Source organism: Rhizobium sp. 10N427, from assembly GCF_056394605.1.
Genome location: NZ_JBFTID010000015.1, coordinates 21,301 through 40,228 on the forward strand (window position 1 = coordinate 21,301; position 18,928 = coordinate 40,228).

The 18,928-nt window shown below is 59.2% G+C and carries 12 protein-coding genes; 2 read left to right on the forward strand and 10 right to left on the reverse strand.

Going from position 1 to position 18,928, the window contains the following annotated elements:
* Positions 1-415 precede the first annotated feature (415 nt).
* From AC1DIJ_RS24780 to AC1DIJ_RS24795, 4 genes are all read right to left on the reverse strand, one after another.
* Positions 416-2,713, reverse strand: a complete 2,298-nt coding sequence (locus AC1DIJ_RS24780) for a glycosyltransferase family 4 protein (RefSeq protein WP_112386792.1) — start codon at positions 2,711-2,713, stop codon at positions 416-418.
* Entirely contained in the window at positions 2,710-5,949 is a 3,240-nt protein-coding gene (locus AC1DIJ_RS24785) for a glycosyltransferase (RefSeq protein ID WP_442208360.1), read from the reverse strand. The genes AC1DIJ_RS24780 and AC1DIJ_RS24785 overlap by 4 nt, the downstream gene beginning before the upstream one ends.
* Entirely contained in the window at positions 5,942-8,173 is a 2,232-nt protein-coding gene (gene glf, locus AC1DIJ_RS24790; protein ID WP_112386793.1) for a UDP-galactopyranose mutase, read from the reverse strand. Before glf ends, AC1DIJ_RS24785 begins: the two co-directional genes overlap by 8 nt.
* Before the next feature lie 185 nt (positions 8,174-8,358).
* Complete coding sequence (locus tag AC1DIJ_RS24795) at positions 8,359-9,507, reverse strand: glycosyltransferase family 4 protein (protein WP_442208321.1); 1,149 nt, start codon at positions 9,505-9,507, stop codon at positions 8,359-8,361.
* Between the two features lie 257 nt (positions 9,508-9,764).
* Between AC1DIJ_RS24795 and AC1DIJ_RS24800 the strand changes: the two genes are divergently transcribed.
* On the forward strand, positions 9,765-9,935 hold the full coding sequence (locus AC1DIJ_RS24800; protein WP_162698876.1) for a hypothetical protein: 171 nt from the start codon (positions 9,765-9,767) through the stop codon (positions 9,933-9,935).
* Positions 9,936-10,054: 119 nt separating this feature from the next.
* Positions 10,055-11,101 carry a blue-light-activated histidine kinase gene (gene lov, locus AC1DIJ_RS24805; RefSeq protein WP_112386796.1) on the forward strand — a complete coding sequence of 349 codons (1,047 nt, stop codon included), beginning with the start codon at positions 10,055-10,057 and terminating at the stop codon, positions 11,099-11,101.
* Positions 11,102-11,261: 160 nt separating this feature from the next.
* Here the strand turns inward: lov and AC1DIJ_RS24810 are convergent, their stop codons facing one another.
* The 6 genes from AC1DIJ_RS24810 to AC1DIJ_RS24835 all read right to left on the reverse strand — a co-directional run bounded on the left by AC1DIJ_RS24810 (position 11,262) and on the right by AC1DIJ_RS24835 (position 18,928).
* The gene (locus tag AC1DIJ_RS24810) at positions 11,262-13,622 is read right to left on the reverse strand and encodes a PAS domain-containing protein (RefSeq protein WP_477831652.1); all 2,361 of its coding nucleotides are present in this window, start codon (positions 13,620-13,622) and stop codon (positions 11,262-11,264) included.
* A gap of 30 nt (positions 13,623-13,652) precedes the next feature.
* Complete coding sequence (locus AC1DIJ_RS24815) at positions 13,653-14,291, reverse strand: chemotaxis protein CheX (RefSeq protein ID WP_112386798.1); 639 nt, start codon at positions 14,289-14,291, stop codon at positions 13,653-13,655.
* Entirely contained in the window at positions 14,288-14,671 is a 384-nt protein-coding gene (locus AC1DIJ_RS24820; protein ID WP_112386799.1) for a response regulator, read from the reverse strand. Before AC1DIJ_RS24820 ends, AC1DIJ_RS24815 begins: the two co-directional genes overlap by 4 nt.
* 346 nt (positions 14,672-15,017) lie before the next feature.
* Positions 15,018-16,976 (reverse strand): chemotaxis protein CheA, encoded by a 1,959-nt coding sequence (locus tag AC1DIJ_RS24825; RefSeq protein WP_112386801.1) that lies wholly within the window; start codon positions 16,974-16,976, stop codon positions 15,018-15,020.
* Entirely contained in the window at positions 16,977-17,843 is an 867-nt protein-coding gene (locus AC1DIJ_RS24830) for a CheR family methyltransferase (RefSeq protein WP_112386802.1), read from the reverse strand. It abuts the gene before it with no gap.
* Complete coding sequence (locus tag AC1DIJ_RS24835) at positions 17,843-18,928, reverse strand: protein-glutamate methylesterase/protein-glutamine glutaminase (protein ID WP_112386803.1); 1,086 nt, start codon at positions 18,926-18,928, stop codon at positions 17,843-17,845. Before AC1DIJ_RS24835 ends, AC1DIJ_RS24830 begins: the two co-directional genes overlap by 1 nt.

The window sequence follows — 18,928 nt, forward strand, 5'->3', positions numbered from 1 at the left end:
AAGCCGTTACAAGGCTTGCTCCATAAACGTAATGATTTCGGGAAACTTCGACCGCTAAGTGCGGGCTACTTTGTCATCGGCATCGCCGCCTCGGCGCGGCATCGCAGTTCGCTCACCATGTATCGCGTTAATGCGGCCGTTTGATGTTGTCTAGGTGTCTAGCCGCGCGCGGCACGCTTCCAGTTTCGTGAGGCGGCTCGACTAAACAGATCGAGACACAAGGCCTAAACTTTCGGTTTCTGAAAGCGTCTCGGTTCAAAGCCCGCCTTGGAAGTCACTATCGCGCAGTCGAAATTGGCGGATTGATACCTACGGCGAAGGTCTCACGCGTCCCAGACTGACTGATTTGGCATCGAGCATGGATATCCTACCAAAATTCCCGCGCCAGTGAACAAATTTTATACCCAGACATTGGTCAGTGAGTGATTGCTGGCGGGCCTGTTATCCTCGCCGCCTGCGTTACTATCGCGTTCGGGATCGGCCCGACTCGCCGGATAGCCGAAGACAACGCCGCATCGGCTTGCCGCCCTCCGATCGACACCTCTGCAGACAGGAGCCCGTTTTCACACATACGATTGTCGTCCCATCCCGGATGATCGGCGATTGGATATAGACATAGCCCTTCCAATGGCACGCCTGCTTTCATCGCCAAGCGCGCCTGTGAAGAAACATAGCTGTACCACGCAGCGCGTCGTTCACCCTCGATGCCCGTTTCTGCGATTATCAAAGGCCTACCATAGCGGGCATAGGTCTCGATCAGGATATTGCTAAACGGCTTATAAAGAGGATGACCGATGTCAATCGGCGGACCGCCATGGATCCACTGATTATTGAAGTAGTAATTAACGCCGATGACATCGAGATAGCGCTCCTGGCCGCCGATCTGCGGCCAGAGGCGGCCTGAGATCAGGTCCCACCCCTGAAATTGTGATTGCCGATGACTTTCGGCAACGCCCCGTTCCCATGGGCGAGATGGGTCAGTGATGACGTTTATCACCGGATCGCAATGGACGAAACGCGCTCGGCCGTCTGCGGCAAGGATCGCTTCCATGGCAGCGATCGCAGCGCGTGCCAGTTGCACCTTCAGCTCGAACCCACGCCCGCTAGCAAAGGGATTGAGGTACCCGGCGTCGCCACCCCCCCATGAGAAGAAAGAAATCTCGTTGACGGGACAATAAAACGGAACTGTGTCGCATTCTTCCCGAACAATTTTGGCACATTCGCCCGCAAAGCGTGCGAAACGGTCAGCGAAGCCCGGTGACCAGATGTCCAGATCGTCGGGCCAGCCATAATGGAGCAGGTCCCAGATCACCTGCGTACCGGTCGTTTGCGCCGCTTGCAACATGGGCCTAATGCTTGACCAGTCGTAGTGACCGGCCCGGTCGATCAGGTGCCAGCGAAAGCCGTCGCGCACCGTACGAATGCCGAACTCCGCCAGTTGACGATAATCCTGGGCGGCATGGCGGTCGTGGCCGATCGCGGCAAGCATGTCGAGCCGGCGGCCGACCTTCTCGTCCTTATGGGGACGAAGCCGGTGGCTCGAGCATTCGAATCCGCCCTGCAGGAAGGATTGAAAAAGGCCGGTTGGCCCCGACGGCACCCTTTCTGCTAGCACGTCGGAAAACAGTTTTCTCCAGTGGGGGACCACAGCTTCCGTGGCATAGCGCTCCTTGACGCTATCCCGCAGTGCAGCGCCGAGCGACCGCCGCAGTGCAGGGTCATCGATCAGCCGGGCGATGTTTTTCGCCACGGCCTCAGGGTCGCTGTAAGAAACAAAAAGACCGGAAATCTCGTCTTCGATCTGCTGCAGCGCGCCGTTGTCGGGCGTTGCGATGACTGGAAGAGAGGCGGCCCCGGCCTCGGCGATCACATGCGGCATACCTTCGCCGCGAGAAAGCCAGACGAAGATGTCGAAGGCAGACAGTAGCTCGGGAACATCCTTCCGGTCGCCGAGAAACTGCAATTTCGCTGCCAGTCCACGCTGCTGAGCCAGCGCCTTAAGGCGGTCAGCATACTCCGGCATGAAGGCGTCCGGGCCGCCGACGATCACAAAGCGGGCCCGGCTGTCGCGCAGGCCGACAAGGGCGGCAGCCTCGATAAAATCCTCGACATTCTTCTTGGGGTCGAGCCGGCCGACCCAGCCGATCAGCATCTGGTTGTCGGTTATCCCAAGCGCCCGCCGGGTCGCCCCACGGAACGACGGGTCGAAACTCGCCAGATCGACCATGGACGGGATCTCGAGCGCATGATGCTCACGCCCCGGCATATGCGATGCCGCGGCGTCGCGAATCGAACGGCAGACGCCGATATATCGGTTCGTCAGGTGTTTTGGTCCGGCCAAGGCCTCCGAGACGAGCCCGCCATGCTCGACAAGCGGGGGGCGCAGGTGCAGCCGTTCCAGGGCCGGATAGATATCGGCGACGTTCTGGCATGACACCACGATATCGTAGCAAGGGATCTTGGCAGCCAGATAGTCGACGGTAGCTTCGAACGACAGTTTGTAGGGTGTCGTATCGACATCGACGCCAAGCGCGGCCAGTTGTTCATGCGTCTGCTCCGGCATGCCCGGCTTGCGGAAGCAGGTGACCACGTCGATGCGAAAGCGCCGCGGGTCGAGATTTCCGGCCAGCAGCCGCACCTCAGTTTCCTCGCCGCCGACCACCAACCAGGCAAATACGAACAGGATGCGGATCGGCGCGGTTTCCTCTGTCATTCGCCTACCTGGAAGACGACCTGCAGGAAATCCGGCCGGTTTTCGATGAGGTCGGTTAAAAAGGCCGGCGCGTCGGTCATCGGAATGACATGGGTGATCATGTGCTCGCGGATCGCGCTACCCTCACGTCGGATAAGATCGACAGTTGCCAGCGCAAGCCGTCGGCGGTTCCACAGCGGTGCTAGTCCACGAGGCACGCGGTTGATCTGGGCACAGCGTATGGTGAGGCCATTGTGGTGAAACTCCTCCCCAAGTCGGAGCGCCTCGGCGCCGCGTTGGTAGAAGGCGAGGTCGATCACCGTGCCCTGCGGTCGCAGGGCCTTTAGCGCGGTATGCAGGCTCGCGGACTGCGCCCGGGTCTGGAATACCAAGTCGGCGCCCCGGCCCATCGCACCGTCATGCCAACGCGCCTTGGCATGCTGCCAGGCCTGATCCTCCGTCATAGCCATCAGTCCCATCGCCTCCGCCTTGCCGCGGCGGAACTCGGAAGGGTCCGTCACGAGCACGTCCGAGGCACCGAGCGCGCGGGCAAACAGCGCCGTTATCAGCCCCACCGTACCGCCGCCGATGACGATGACCGGGCGATCCTTCACGCTGGCGCCGAGGAAGGGCACTTGGCCTCCGAAAGCCTCAGCGTCGGCATGCAATATGCCGTTGGCGCAGATTGGACCCATCTGCGCGACAAGCACGCCGAGCAGTGGATCTATGTCCTTCGGCATCGGCACCAGAAGGTCATTGAACGGGTTGGCGGTGTGCCCGGACTTGTGGGCATAGGTCGTGGCAACCACATCCCCGTCTGAGAAGCCGTGTGCGCGCGATTCCGCTACGCGCGCAACTTCCATATAGCCGAGAAACGGCACCGGGAAGTGAAGGTCCGCCTCGTTCTCGATGAAAGCGCCGCGCTCCCCATCGAAACGCGATCGAAAATAGGGATTGGTGTTTTTGAGAAAGGTCAGTTCGGTCCCTGCTGAGAGGCCGGTGTAGAGAGTGTCGAGGCGAACCTCGCCATTCGCTGGCGGCCCTTCATCATATTCGAAGAAATACGGGCGGCCCGGTGCCTCGACGCCAAGCGAGCAGATTGTCCTGTGCCCCGGCGCCAGTTCGAGCGGCGGCGGTTCTGGGCGTCGCTGGAACTGCAGGGGAGCCGGGTTCGGTCTTTGCGTGCTCGGCGGATGGAGCCTGACGACCTGACCTGATTTTGCCGAGGACACCACGGCAAGTGCAAGCCGATGCGTCGTTAGCGCTTCCGCATAGGGACAACGTATTCGGTTTTCGCCGCCGCGCACTGCGTCGATGAAATCTCGGTCCTCGCGCCACACCGGGTCGCCATCGGCCCCGCGCACCGGACGTCCTCGGCCGACATCCACCATGATCTCACGGTCGGTCAACTCGATCGCCAACTGGTTTGCGAAGATGTGCAGACCAACGCGATGGTTCCATCCGAGCAGGCAGGTGGAGGCAATGTTTGCAACGACACCGGTTTCGAACGTTAGGTTGGCAGTCGTCACCGTTGGCACGTCGAGATCTGGAAAGTCGGTCCGGTCGAGATGCCCGGCACGCCCGTAAACTTCGGTGACTTCGCCCACCAGAAATCGCGCAAGATCGAGAAGATGGGTCGTCTGCTCCACCATCTGTCCGCCCGACTTATCTTCCTTCCACCACCATTTCGGCGGCGGAGTGGAATCCAGCCAGTAGCCGGACAAAAGTTGCGCCGGATTGTCCTTCAACAAGCCGCGCGCTTCGTCGACGATGTCCAGATAGCGCCAATGATAGCCGACGCCGGTAATCAGACCCCGAGCGCTCACCGCCGCCGAAATCTCCTCCGCGATTGCCAAATCGAGCGCCACCGGTTTTTCGACGAAGAACGGAATTCCCCGCTCGACGAGCGCGCGTTCCGGTTCGCCATGGGCAAAGGGCGGGACGCAGACATACACGGCGTCCGGACTGACCGCGTCGAGCATCTCCTTATGATGGGAGAAGGCTTTGGCGCCAAAACGCATCGCGGCCGCATCTGCCCGGCCAAGATCGGGATCCGCAAAGCCGACCAGTTCGACGTCGTCAAAGCCGGCGATGATGTCGAGGTGTCGTTGTGCGATCCCGCCGACGCCGATAAAGGCCAGACGTGTCTTTTGCATTGAGAGATCCTTTTGCGTTGGGCCTGATTTTCCTGCAAAGCGGCCGTAAATCGCGCCGGTTTCTGCCGCCATCCGATCGGCAGAAAAGAGCTGTCGGAAGCGTTCTCCCGCGGCGGCGCCGACGCCAGCCAGCCGAATCGGATCGGCAAGCGCCAAAATGATTGTATCGGCTAGCGACTGGACATCGCCTGGCACTGCAAAAAACGGGTGTTCTTCGCCGAGCGCTTCCAGGGTACCGCCAATACGCGTCGCGACCACAGGCGTACCAAGCGACATCGCTTCCAGCACGACGAGCGGCAGCCCTTCGAACAGTGACGGCAGGACGAAGAGATCGCTGCCTGCAACGAGCTCAGCGACATCTGCACGCTGGCCCAGAAAACGGATATGGGCGGCTACGCCGAGACTTTGGGCAAGCGCCTTGAGGGTCTCCTGTTCCTCGCCCGATCCTGCCAGCAGAAGCATGGTGGAGGGATGCCGCCTCAAGACTTGCGGCAAGGCGCGCAGCAATGTCGCATGATCCTTTTGCGCGGTCAGTCGTGCTACGGTCAGCAGAACAGGCGCATTGTCGGATGCGAGGTTTTGTGTCCGTTCCATCGCTGCTGCGATTGGCTCACGCGCATAGATGCCATTGCGGATCACCGTCAGTCGGTCCGTTGCGATGTGTGCCTCGTAACTGGCTAGCGAAGCGTCGGAGACGACGATGTGATGGGAGATGTTCCGCGACGCAAGGCGATAGTCCTCTTGTTGCCGATGGTTGGTCAGAAGATAGGGCAGGTGTTCGGTGCGGATGACCGGAATGCCCTTTGCCACGCCGACTGCGCTGAGATTAAGTCCTTCCCAGCCTATTCCAGCATGAACATGAAGGAGATCGCTACCGGCCTGAGAGAGCCAGTCTGCGAAATCCTCTTCATCGCGGGCAAGCCGTATCCTAACGCCGAAACGCGCGGCGCGGGGCAGTAGACCATTGCGATCCTCCCCGATCAGCGCAATCGTCACATCCCACTCGTGAGCGCAGCCGCGCGCAAGCGCGAGCATGTGCTCGCCCATTCCCGACGGGTCGAGACTATCCGTCGCCAGAACGATATGTGCTTTTTTAGTCAAGCTGCGAATCCGCCATGACGCTATGTCCCAGCCGCTTCTGTAAGCGCCGGTGCGTCGCAAGGGCCTGTCCAACAACCTGGTCCATGTTGTAGTATTTATAGGTGCCAAGCCTGCCCACGAACGTGACGTCGCTCTGCACCCGCGCAAGGGCTTCGTACTGCCGGTAAAGTGCCTGGTTCTCAAATCTGGGGATCGGATAGTAGGGGTCGCCTTCGGCGCATGCGAACTCGTAGCTGATGCTCGTTTTGGGATGAACCTGACCGGTCAGATGCTTGTATTCGGTAATGCGTGTGTAAGGCACGTCTTCAGAAGGATAGTTGACTACGCCGACGGGCAAAAGTCGTCGTGCGTCATGCGTTTCGTGCCGAAATTCGAGGCTGCGATAGGGCAGGTGCCCGAAGCAGAAATCGTAGTATTCGTCGATCGGACCGGTAAAGATCGTGTGTTTCGCCAAGGCGTCGTTACGCAAGTCGGCGTAGTCCGTATCGAGCAAGACCGTGATGTTCTGGTGGTCAAGCATGCGCTCGAACATCCGCGTATATCCGTCGCGCGGCATCGCTTGAAACATGTCAAGGAAGTAACGGTCGTCGTCGCTGGTGCGGGTCGAAATCCGTGCCGTGACGGAACGGTCGAGTTCGGAAGGGTCAAGACCCCATTGCTTGCGCGTATAGCCCTCGAAGAAGGTCCTGTATAGCTCGCCGCCAACCTGCGACACAACGACGTCTCGCGATGTGCGGATCGGCTCGCAGGGTTCGGCGCGGCTTGCCAGAAACTGCGCAGCCTCTGTCTCGTTCGAGAGGTTGAGGCCGAACAGCCCGTTCAGCGTCGTGCGGTTGATGGGAATGGGCAGCCTCAGATCGCCAACCTGCGCCAGCACTCTATGCTCATAGCCCCGCCAGGCGGTGAACCGGGAAAGATAGGCGAACACGTCCTCGCTATTGGTATGGAAAATATGCGGCCCGTATTTGTGCACGAGTATGCCCGCCTCATCGCGATGATCATAGGCATTTCCGGCGATATGCGGCCGCCGATCGCAGACAAGGACCGAACGGCCGTCGCTGGCGAGACGTTCGGCCATCACCGATCCGGCAAAGCCGGCGCCAACTACCAGGTAGTCGTAGCCCCGACGAACCGAACTGCGGTGAAACGCGAACGATGCGTCTCTCGAAACGGCAGGCGGGTTTCTGTCAGCAACCGCCTGCTCGACGAAATGTGACATCGAGCGAAAGGTGGCATCCCAGGACGAACTGGCAAGTGTGACATCCGCTGCCTTCCTCCATGCGTCACCTGAACGCGAAAGCGTCAGCGCGGCGTCGCAGGCTCGCGCAAACGCGACAGCGCCATCGGCTAGGAAAACGCCCTCGACATCGCCGTAGCTGCGTTCTACGTCTGTAATGCGGGTGCTCACCACCGGCCGTCCAGCCGCAAGATATTCGGGTGTCTTGGTGGGACTAATGAAGCGGGTTGCCTCGTTCAGCGCAAAAGGCATTATGGCCGCCTGCCAACCGGATAGGTAGGCCGGGAGATCCTTATAGGATTTCTGCCCGAGATAATAAATGTTCGCTGCCTTTGGCAGATCTTCGGGCGAAATCTTGACTACCGGACCGATGAAAACGAACGAGTGATCCGGCCGGGCATTTGCCGTCTCGCGGATCAGATCGAGGTCGAGCCGCTCGTCGATCACGCCATAATAGCCGAGCCGGGGATGCGGGATCGCGGCCTGATCTGCCGGGTCCCCCTGTACCTCGCGGGCTCTGCGGAAATGATGCGCGTCGACGCTGGACGGGAAGGCATGGATGTTGTCGTGCCGGTGCTTCTTCGCCTCGTAGAGACTGGCGCCGCCAGTGAAGACGGCATCAGCGCGCGCGATCAGCGCATCTTCCGTTTCCTTCAACCGGGGCGGCGCGAACTTGAAATTGGCCAGTTCGTCCATGCAATCGTAGATCACTGCTTCGGCATCCACATGTCCAGCGAAGCTGAACATCATAGGCGTGTAAAACCAAAGGACCGGGCGGCGTCCGCCGCCTAGCGCAATCAACTCGTCAAGAAGTTCACCGAGCGCCTTTTCCTGCTCAGCCTCGCTCCACCAATGCGGTATCCGCGGCCGGACAGCCTTGACGTTGGTATCCACGAAAGGGTGGATTTCCAGATAGGCGAGATGGTGGTCGGTCGGGATGAATTCTTCGAAGAAGAAGACCTCCCGTTCGCGAGAAAATCTCTGCATCAGATGCTGCGGTCTCTGCAGCACGAAATCCCATCGAAGATGCGAAAAACAAACGAGGGGAGGGTTACGGGAAGCGCAGGGTTCAGGCGTCTGCAATGTGGAATTCAACACGTCCATCAAACACCTCGTTACTTCATAGCCCCAACTTCGGTTCCTTGCGAAAGTTCCGTCGGGCGAAATGGGCGTCAGTTTTCGGTGCCTGTGATCAACTGCCTGAGTTTGCGTGCGCTATGCGGCCAGGTCCAGCGAGCGAGCACAACGACGCGAGGACGCAACGTGTCTGCACATCCAAGCAAGTCGAGAATACCCTCGTGAAAGTCCATCGCGGACGCCGTGCGACCAGTTTCCGGGGTCAGGTACTGGAGCCCGCAGCAGAGCTCGCTGTTGGCCAGAACCGGAATGCCTGCCAGCATGTATTCCGTCAGGATTGCCGGCGCTCCGTCGTCTATACCACAGACAACGCCGATCCGTGCCCGGTTCATCAGGCGATTGACCTCGTCGAAGGGAACTCCGGGCGGTCCGACGAACTCGACGTCGATGCCCAGCCGTTGTGCGTGGTTGCGCAATTCCGGGACGAGTTCGCCATAGCCGGATACGCACAATGCGCGCAGCGACCTTGGAAGCCGCGCGAGCGCGTCGAACAGGATATCGTGTCGTTTGTAGTGCTGCGCGGCTGCCACGTAGATTATGTCGTGCGTCTTCGGGATGTTTAATGGGCGGAATGTCACATCGGAGGCGAATTCAGGACCGACCGGCATAACCTCCGTTCGCATTGCTGGATGACGGGCCTTCACCACGTCCGACTGCCATTCGGCGCCGGTCAACACGAGATCGAAATGACGGCTCACCTCCGAGGGCACCCGAAGCGCCGGTGCATCGATAGAATTGTAGATCTTGAAGCTGTCTTGGCAGGCAAGAATGATGTCTTCGCAGACACCAAGGCCCCACACGCAGAGAATGTCCGGTGGCCCAAATGCCGCAATATGCCCGAGCATATCGTTCGATGCGAAAGGGGCTTCCGGTCCGTTCATGCGAAACGCACGGCGCGTAAGAAATCGACTACCTGTCGTCCAGTCTGGAGGCGGCGCATTGCCACGCCAGTGCGTCCAGATTTCACAGCAATCTACAAGACCGTCCTTGAGTGCGGCCAACGGTAACCGTTCGAGATATCCTCCATCGACCGTCACGGCTCCAAGGTCCGAAACCGGCTTGGGGAAGCAGCCTCTCGACCCACTCAGCCATTGGTGGCGATATGCGTTTACGGACGGAATGTCGTCATCACCCAACGCTCCGTCCTGATAGTCGCTAATGATGACGATACGGCGCAGCTTCATAAACATACCTAATTGATGTCGACACGGTAGTCTGTGAGGCGGCACTACCACTTAACTTCCAGAGAAGGATCCAGTTCCGAGACGTCGCTGCTGCGGACGTGTGTGACACTAAAGAGCTGATCGAATTCGTTGTGATCGAATTTTTCTTCAAAAGCTCGAGCTCCACTGACAACGCAAGCTTTCCGTAAATGGGCGGATAAGGCGCGATGGCGGAACCCGCGAGCGTCGCAGTAGTTCATACGAAACAGAAGAATCCGATGAGGATCGTCTTGGTCACCATCTCGATCGTCGTGCTCATGATGGCCGTCATTGCCGCAACCTGCTGCCATCCCCGTTACGAAGCTTCCTATCCGAAGCCGTACGACATCACGGAAAATAGATCGAGTGATCTGACCTGCGGTGCCGCAGAGCCTGCTTATAGCGTTTAACCGAAGACTTGCATGTTCCAAACGGTCTCGGACCTCAAGACGCTGCCCGATGTCGTGTTCGGCGAAACATTTGTCTGGCTTCGACGTTGTATTAATCCAGTGAGCACACAGGGTGAGCCGTGATCGAAGCCAAGCCGTCAGACATTCATGGGGACAAGCCGGCCGCGGCCTCCACACAAGGGATGGTCGATCACAAGGAGCTCGCTGCATTCGCGTTTCAGCGAACGCGGATGCCTATTGTGGTCGCGGATGCCCGTCAGCCCGACTACCCACTTGTTCTTGCAAACGAAGCTTTCCTTCACCTCACCGGCTATGACGCGCAAGATCTCGTGGGACGGAACTGTCGGCTTCTGCAGGGAGAGAACACATCGAGAGAGTCTGTCGCCCAGATACGGGCCATCATCGGCGCTGAGCGCGAGGGCACAGTCGAAATCCTCAACTATAGGAAGGACGGAAGTGCCTTTTGGAACCAGCTTCATCTCAGCCCCATCAGGGACGACGACGGTCGTCTTGCCTATTATTTTGCGTCCCAGATCGACGTCACCGAATATCGGAAGGTCCAGACGCTCGAAGAGGCTGAGCACCGTTTGCTGCTGGAGGTGGACCACAGAACGAAGAACGTGCTGGCCATCGTCGATAGCATCGTGCGCCTGACACGATCCGACAACGCCGCTGCCTATGCCGCGTCCGTTCAGCAGCGGGTTCAGGCGCTTGCCAGAACCCACATGCTGCTCGCCGAGAATGGCTGGCAGGAGGCCTCGCTCCACGACATCATATCGCTGCAGATCAGTGCCTACGGGGCTAAAGCTGTCGAGATCAGCGGTCCGTCGGTCATGATCCCCGCGCCTTCGGTTCAGCCACTCGGACTGGCAATTCATGAGCTTGCCGCAAACGCTGCGGTGCATGGAGCGCTCTCGCATCCTGAGGGAAGCCTGACTGTCACCTGGCGACAGGCGGACAACGGGCTGACGATTGAGTGGCGCGAGCAGGGCATCAAGAACGGCGCTACGCCCCGGAAGGGCTTCGGCACTGTTTTGCTTGGCGCCGTGCTGGAGAAGCAACTTGGTGGCAAAATAAGTCGGGAGTGGCGCGACCAAGACCTTCACGTCAGGGTCGAGCTGCCGTCGCTGAACCGTGTCGGCGCCAGTCTCAGATCCAAACCTTGACACCTGCTGTCGGGACCGACGAAGAGCGAGCTGTTGCAGACGGAGGCGCAGTCTGGTCGGCGGAAAGGTTTGCGAACGCTTTCCCTCCACGGAATCACTTCGTCGATCCGACTCTGCCAGCCATTACGATGGAAGCGAGTGTGGACGTCAGGTAGGCATCTCAGCCGATAACCGTCAGCATCATTCTCACTTTCTGGGCAAGATCATCAATCGCAAAGGGTTTTGTGATCATCTCCATACCAGGGCCGAGAAATTCAGCTCTGGCGGCGGCGGCTGCGGCGTAGCCGGTGATGAATAGAACTTTCAGACCGGGACGGGCGGCGACGGCGATTTCCGCGATTTGGCGCCCGTTCAATCCCGGAAGGCCAACGTCCGAAACCAGCAAATCGATACGTTCAGACCCTTCGATCACGGGCAGGGCTTGGTTGCCGTCAACTGTTTCAATCACGCGGTACCCGAGCTCCTTGAGTACGTCGACGACGAGCATGCGAACGGAGTCATCATCCTCGATAACAAGGACGGTTTCCCCGTCGCCGCGCGGCAGGGAAATTGCGGGTTTCTGTTGGGTGGGCGCCCCTGCTTCGGTTGCCGTTCCTCCCGGAAGGTACAGCTTGATCGTCGTGCCGATGCCGATTTCGCTATAAATGCGGGCATGGCCCCCCGATTGCTGCGCAAAGCCATAAATCATCGACAAACCGAGACCCGTACCCTGTCCGATCGGCTTTGTCGTGAAAAAGGGATCAAATGCCTTATCAATCGTCGCTTGCGACATGCCCGTGCCGGTGTCACTCACGGCGATCACGACGTAATTCCCGGGTTCCAAGGTCTCGCCGTGGGCGAGGTCGGCCTTGGTGAAACCAACATTTGCAGTCTCAATGGTCAACTGACCACCATCCGGCATCGCATCGCGGGCATTGATGACCAGATTGAGGATAGCGCTCTCGAGCTGGTTGGCATCGGTGATCGCGTTCCAGGTCTCGGGTGCCGGAATAATCTGCAGTTTTACCCGCTCCCCAAGGGTCCGACGAAACAACTCCTCCATGGAAACAACGAGTTTCGTTACGTCGACAGGTTGCCGATCAAGGGACTGGCGGCGGGAAAAGGCAAGTAGGCGATGAGTGAGTGATGCAGCGCGATGCGCGGACGATGTCGCTGCATCGATAAACTTGTCGAGATCATCGGTTTTTTTGGCAGCAATCCGTCTCTTGATGATGGATAGAGCGCCGATCACCCCCGTGAGCATGTTATTGAAATCGTGCGCGATACCACCAGTGAGCTGACCAACAGCTTCCATTTTTTGAGCTTGCCGCAATTGGGCTTCCGTTTCCTCAAGGACCGCTTTCTGTTGCTTGTCGAGCGTGACATCGCGACCATATGCGTAGATGCGGTCGTCTTCGCGGGAGGTCATCCAAGAAATCACCCGAGGCGAACCATCGTGATGGGTGAGTCGCACTTCAAGCGCTGTATGGGTGTTCTCTGAGGCCCTCTTTAGGTCGGGCTGCGTCTGGTCACGGTCCTCCGCCCAGACGAAGTCGAGTACTCTTTTGCCGATGACCTCACCCGGTATGTGACCGAGAATGTCACGCCAGGACGGGCTGACATCCCTGAACACCCCATTCGTATCGATTACGACGAGAAGGTCTCGCGAGTTTTTCCAGACGCGGTCCCGCTCACGAATGCTGTCACGCGCTATCTCGGCAAGCTTCTCGTTGGCATGCCGCAGACTTTCCTGCGTTTTCCTGGCATCGGTTATATCAAAGATGACGCCGACGTAGCGCCGGCCGCTGGTCTCGATGTTCTCCACATATTCGCCGCGGCGTGCGAGCCAGCGCTCTTCTCCGTCGTCGGCGCGCGCGACCCGAAACTCGATGTTATGTTCGCTCTGAAGACTATTGGGATCGCTGAGATCAATAATAGGTTTGTCGCCGGGATAAATGAGGTCGTTGAGGGTCTTGACCGGTAATATTTTTGTCGGATGTAGGCCGAACAGTCGACAGAACTGTTCCGAGACGCGGATCGTGCCGTAGCCGACGATATATTCGAAAGTACCGATGCCGCCTGCAGACTGGGCGATGCGAAGTTGCTCGTCGCTGCGCTTCTGTTCGGTGATGTCGACAAGAGTGCCGACGAACTTTACCGGCTCGTCGTCTGCGTTGCGGATCGCCCGTCCGCTGGCACGGACCCAGCGATAACCACCATCGTTGCGCAGCAGCCTATATTCCTTGGAAAAGACCTCCGAGCCGGCCAGAATCCCCGCAACAGCAATTTTCACCCGCTTCAGGTCGTCGGGATGGATGGAGGCGAAGAACCGGTCGGTCGCGACGCCTTCGGCCAGCGCGACTGGGTCTTGGTCGGTTATGGAGGCAAAACGCGCGTCTGCCACAAGGCGCTTTTCGGCAATATCCCATTCCCAGCTGCAAGTCGCGCCAGCTGCTTCCAGAACCAACTGCAGACGTCGTTGTGCCGCGTCCATCTGCGAACGTTCACGGTCGATCACCGGGTTATCGGCACTATTTGTCATGAAGTTCGCCAATGCTAATTCGGGTTTGTGCTACTCGGTATCCGTCATTACACGGTCGATAAAATCGCCAATGAGCTGCTTCAGCTTCTCCATGGACGGCAAGTCCATGATCATCGCGATGTAGCCGCGGATATCACGTTCCCGGACAGAAAAGTTAATGTACAGGAATAGCACGAAACTTCCTTCGCCGCTTCGGTTGTAAACCTCGAAGAGCAGGCTGCTGTCGCCGCGCAGCACATCTGGGAGCGACATTTTCAAGCTATGCTGCAGCATGTTCGCCATGGAGCCGAGACAGCCGTTGAGTATGACGTTGCCGGTCTCGGCGAGCGCCTCGTCTTCCATCTCGAGAAGCTCTGCCTCTTCCATTTCATCACCAACAATGGCGCGCACGAGCGACAGGCCGTTGCTTTGCGGGAAGATCAGCAGCGCCCGGCCAGAGAACGGGCCCTCGAACTGCTGCTGCACGGCTATGAGAGCTTCGCTCTCCCGTTGGCCGATCAGGGACGCGGCGGATTTCCTGGTAACGATCTCGACCGATGGCACCGAAAGGATGACTTCTTTTTCGACCATCTTGCGCAGGCTTGCGGCCGCGCGGCTGACGCCGATATTCACGAGTTCGGTCAGCGCGTCGCGCTCGAGTTCGTTGAGGTCGATCGTATCGTCCGTCATGTGCCGGCTTTCTTGAGCCGAAGAGCGGCCCCTGCAATAAAAGGGCTGAGCGCGTCCTGTGTTACCGGCTTGGCGACGAATGTGGCGTTAAGGGCACGCACGCGAGCGACAATTTCGTCCTGGACGTTCGCGGTAATCACCGCGATCGGCATGTGAGGGTGGGCGGACCGCAGCTCCGATGCCAGCTCAAGGCCATCTTTATCCGGCATATTGAAATCCAGTATCGCCACGTCGATATGCTGGGAGCCCACGAGCGTCAAGGCATCCGCAGCACTGCCGGCTTCGACACGCGTCCAATCGGGCTGCAAGGCGGCAATCGCCTTGCCCGCGACAATGCGAGCCAGTTTGCTATCATCCACGACCAGGACTGTAACAGTCATTTCATTCCCCGACATATCATTGCGAACCTATGCATACTTATGACCTGTAACACGTATGTTTGTGCAGGAGCATTCGCTCGTTGGATAGCCTATCACTGGCCGGATTGCCTGCAACAAGCGTAAATTTCTCGTAGCACACTATCTGATATCAAGGATGATACAGGGGGGCTCATAAGAGTTGGCCGGAAAACCATCAATGCTTGCAAAAGGGAAGTGTGGATCGTTGTCGCGGCGCTCAGGTCTATATGTAGGTCGGGATGGCGATCCATGTAGTCCACCAGTGTCTCGACTTCCTCGACGCCACATTGACCTTCCAATCGAATTGCCTTGTCATCGACGCTTATAGTCATTGTATCAGCTCCTCCAGATCGAGCACGAGCAGGACCCTGCCGTCGCCGAGTAGGGTGGTACCAGCTATCCCCGTCACTCCCTGAAGGAAACCGGATAGCGGCCGCGTCAGGGTTTCGGCCCGTTCTGCAATTGCATCGACCACCACGCCGATTTGGTCTTCCCCGGCCCGAACCACGAGAACCTTCAGGTCCGCGGACGCTGCGCCGGTCTGCGGGATCTGAAGCAGGTCGGCGAGATAAAGCAAGGGGATGGTGCGATCTCGCAGGATGAATGCGCGGCCGGCCCTGATCGGCTGAACGGCCCGCAGCGGTAGTCTCTGGGTCTCAACTATGTCGGAAATGGGGATGCCGTAACGTTCGCCTCCCACTTCGACGACCATCAGTTGGGTCATCGAGAAGCTGATCGGGAGCCTGAGCGTAAAGGATGTTCCCGATCCAAGCGCAGTTTGCATGTCAAGTGTACCGCCGAGCCGGTGGATGGAACGTTGCACAACGTCGAGGCCGACGCCGCGGCCCGAAAGGTCGGATACTGCCGACGCGGTCGAGAAACCTGGCGCGAAGACAAGCTGCAGCGCATCCCTGTCGGGCAGGGAGGCCGCCCTGGTTGCGGTCAACAGGCCCCTGTCCACGGCGGTCTTGCGGATGCGCTCCGGGTCCATACCCCGGCCATCGTCGGTCACTTCGATTTCGACCTGGTCGCCGCGCTGGCGTGCGCGCAGGAGGATGCGCCCTCTCGCCGACTTCGACGATTGCAAGCGTTCGCCGTCGTGTTCGATACCGTGGTCAAGCCCGTTTCGAATGAGGTGGAGCAGCGGTTCGAACAGGTTTTCGACGATTTCCCGGTCGGCTTCGACGGTTTCGCCTTCGATCACCAGATCGAGTGCTTTGCCGAGCTTCGTGGATGTCTCGCGGACCAGCCGCGGAAAACGGCGGAACGTCTGCTCCAGGGGGATCATCCTGGCCTGGGTGACGGCGCTGTAAAGCGAGGCCACAAGCCGTTCGATCTCCTCGTGGCTGGAGCCGATGCGTCTAGCAAGCGCGCCTTCACCATGGTTTTGCGCCTCCTCGGCGAGTGGCACGAGGCCGTTCTTGGCAGTGACCAGCTCGCCGGCAATCTCGATGAGCCTGTCGATTCGCGCCGAATCCACCCGCATAGTCGCCTGGCGATCAGTGAGGCGTTGCGGCGATCTATCAATTGCGGCGGATGTCCGTTGATCGCCCGGCCGGGGCAGTTCTACCAGCTTCACCTGATCGGGGATCAGGCGGAACTCTGGTTCCAGCTTCGACAGCGGCCCACCGCAAACGGCCTCGATCACCAGGCTACAGCGGAAGGGATCGTAGTTTTTCGGCGACGGAGGCGGCTCTGTAAGCGAGAGTGACAGATGTTGAAGGTCCGGCAGGCGCGAGATGGTCGCCAGAGGATCGTCGCCGTTGAAAAAGCATTCAGGGTGCGGTTCGTAGCGAATGGCGATCACGGTGCCTGGGGTGCCAGAGGACGGTAGGCGTTCGGCAAGTGCGAGCGCCCATTCCGGTATTGTCGTCGAGGAACGGATTGCCTCAACGGTTTCGCGCGCGGTCATCTCGCCTTTCAAAAGACCGAAAAGCCGGGAGGCTTGTTTGTCCTGGGCGTCGGACAGATGGCCGGTTTCAACGATCGCGTCGATGCTGTCTTCCACCCATTCGACCACCGACAGAAGTGGATCGACAAGGGTCGCATCCACCGCGATCATGCCGGCGCGCGCGTGGGACAGGAGGTTTTCGGCGTGATGCAGCACGTCCTTCATCGGGCCGAGGTCGAAAAGGCCCACGGAACCCTTGAGCGTATGGATTGCCCGGAAAGCGCTTTCCAGATGTTCTCGATTGCCGGCGTCGGCCTCCAGCGCCATCAGGTCGTCTGAGGCCTGCTGGACGAGCTCGCGCGCCTCGATGGCGAACTGTTCGATCAATTCATCCATCTATATATCTCTCGTCTCGCGATAAACGATGGCATCGGGAAAGCGCACCGTGTCGAAGGACTTCGACATTCTCGACATAGACTCCGTATGGCCAAGGCAAACATAGCCGCGGGGATTCAACATTTCGCGAATGTTTCGTGCTGCGGTCTCGCGGGCCGCTTCGTCAAAATAGATGAGCAGGTTGCGGCAGAATATCACGTCAAAATGACCGAGCGCGGCAAGGCTCTGGCGATCGATGATATTGCCCTTCGCAAAGGTGACGGACTCCCTCAGATCGCCGATCAGCCGGCGCTGCTGATCCCGCTCTGGTTCGAAATAGCGGTCGAGAAGATCCGGGGACAGCTTTGAGAGCGCCCGCTGGCCGAAATAGCCATCGACCGCGCGGCGCAGGATCTCTGTATCTATATCTGACCCGACGATCTCGATATTATAGGCATCCACGAGCGGCCAGTTTTCGAGCAGCCAGATCGCGATGGAATACGGTTCCTCGCCGCTGGAGCAGGGCATGGACCAGATGCGGATCCGGTCGCCCGGACCCTTTGCGCGGATGAGGTCGGGAAGGATCGAATTGCTCAGGCACGAAAGCTGGTGCAATTCGCGATAGAAATACGTCTCGTTAATTGTGAAGCTGTTGATCAGCAGTTCGGATTCACCGAAATCGCTGCGCAGTATCGAAATGTAGTCCCTGACGGATCGCGCCCGCCGCTGGCGCAACAGGTCCGTAATGCGGCGCTCGATATAATAGCGCTTCGTCTCACCAAACACCATGCCGCTGCGCTTGTAGATGAGGGCGCAGATTTCCTCGAGGTCAGCCGCAGACAGAGGCTCCAGCCCGTATTCTTTCGAGGTGATCGGTGGCATGGCCATCAGCAGACCTGATCCATCAGATGTTGCCCGATCTGGTCGAGCCGCTTCACCTCGCTCGCTCCGCCGCGCTGCACCAGCTCGCCCGGCATTCCCCAGACGACGGCGGTCTCTTCGGCCTCGGCAATCGTATAACCGCCGGCTGATCTGAGATCGGCCATAGCCGCCGCGCCGTCATTGCCCATGCCGGTCATAAGGACGCCGATCAAGGATCTTGCCGGAACATGCTTCATGGCCGAGCGCACCATGCGATCGACGCTCGGATGCCAACGGAACTCGGGATTGTTCGGTGCCGCCATGGCGACCAGATTTCCGGCGCGGGAAGAGATGAGGATATCGGCGTCACCCCTGGCGATGTAGATATTGCCCGGATCCAGACGTATCGGCCGGGTGACTTCTGTGACGGTCATCGCACATATCCTGTCGAGACGCTTGGCAAGGGCTCCGGTGAAGGAGGCGGGCATGTGCTGCGCGACCACGACCGGCCATTTAAAGTCGGACGGCAAACGGGTAAGCACCGCGTCCAGCGCCGGCGGGCCACCTGTCGACGTGCCGACCAGCACCAGCCCGTGGGCCGCCGCGTCTTGGGTCACGGGACTAGAGGTGGTGTCGCGAAGCTTGGACGAGGATACCGGTGCAGACGGCACGGACCGGGCGAAACGGACGCGCTCTGCGAGCCGGCGGCTGCGCCGGATGCGCACCGAAGCGGCGATGCGGACCTTTTCGACCAGGCGAGGCGCCAGTTCCTCGATGCCAAGGGAAATGGCGCCGCTCGGTTTTGCGATGAAATCGACAGCACCGATCTCGAGTGCCGCCAAAGTCTCTTCCGCTCCTTCTTCGGTGAGAGAGGAGACCATCACCACCGGGCAGGGGTGCTCTAGCATGATGCGGTCGAGACATTCCAGGCCGTTCATCCGTGGCATGTGGATGTCGAGCGTTACGACGTCAGGGCGAAAGTCCGAGATGATCTTCAGCGCCTCATCGCCATCGCGGGCGAACCCGATTTGGAAATCAGGCTCAGTGCCGAAAATCTGGCCGAGCAGCTTCCGCATAAGGGCGGAATCTTCGACGATGAGGAGACGGATCAT

Coding starts and splice junctions, on each gene's coding strand:
- glf (WP_112386793.1), bottom strand. CDS start 8,173: ATGCAGAGATTTTCTCGCGAACGGGAGGTCTTCTTCTTCGAAGAATTC.
- AC1DIJ_RS24800 (WP_162698876.1), top strand. CDS start 9,765: ATGAGGATCGTCTTGGTCACCATCTCGATCGTCGTGCTCATGATGGCC.
- AC1DIJ_RS24820 (WP_112386799.1), bottom strand. CDS start 14,671: ATGACTGTTACAGTCCTGGTCGTGGATGATAGCAAACTGGCTCGCATT.
- AC1DIJ_RS24795 (WP_442208321.1), bottom strand. CDS start 9,507: ATGAAGCTGCGCCGTATCGTCATCATTAGCGACTATCAGGACGGAGCG.
- AC1DIJ_RS24815 (WP_112386798.1), bottom strand. CDS start 14,291: ATGACGGACGATACGATCGACCTCAACGAACTCGAGCGCGACGCGCTG.
- AC1DIJ_RS24780 (WP_112386792.1), bottom strand. CDS start 2,713: ATGACAGAGGAAACCGCGCCGATCCGCATCCTGTTCGTATTTGCCTGG.
- AC1DIJ_RS24835 (WP_112386803.1), bottom strand. CDS start 18,928: ATGATCCGTCTCCTCATCGTCGAAGATTCCGCCCTTATGCGGAAGCTG.
- AC1DIJ_RS24825 (WP_112386801.1), bottom strand. CDS start 16,976: ATGGATGAATTGATCGAACAGTTCGCCATCGAGGCGCGCGAGCTCGTC.
- AC1DIJ_RS24810 (WP_477831652.1), bottom strand. CDS start 13,622: ATGACAAATAGTGCCGATAACCCGGTGATCGACCGTGAACGTTCGCAG.
- AC1DIJ_RS24830 (WP_112386802.1), bottom strand. CDS start 17,843: ATGGCCATGCCACCGATCACCTCGAAAGAATACGGGCTGGAGCCTCTG.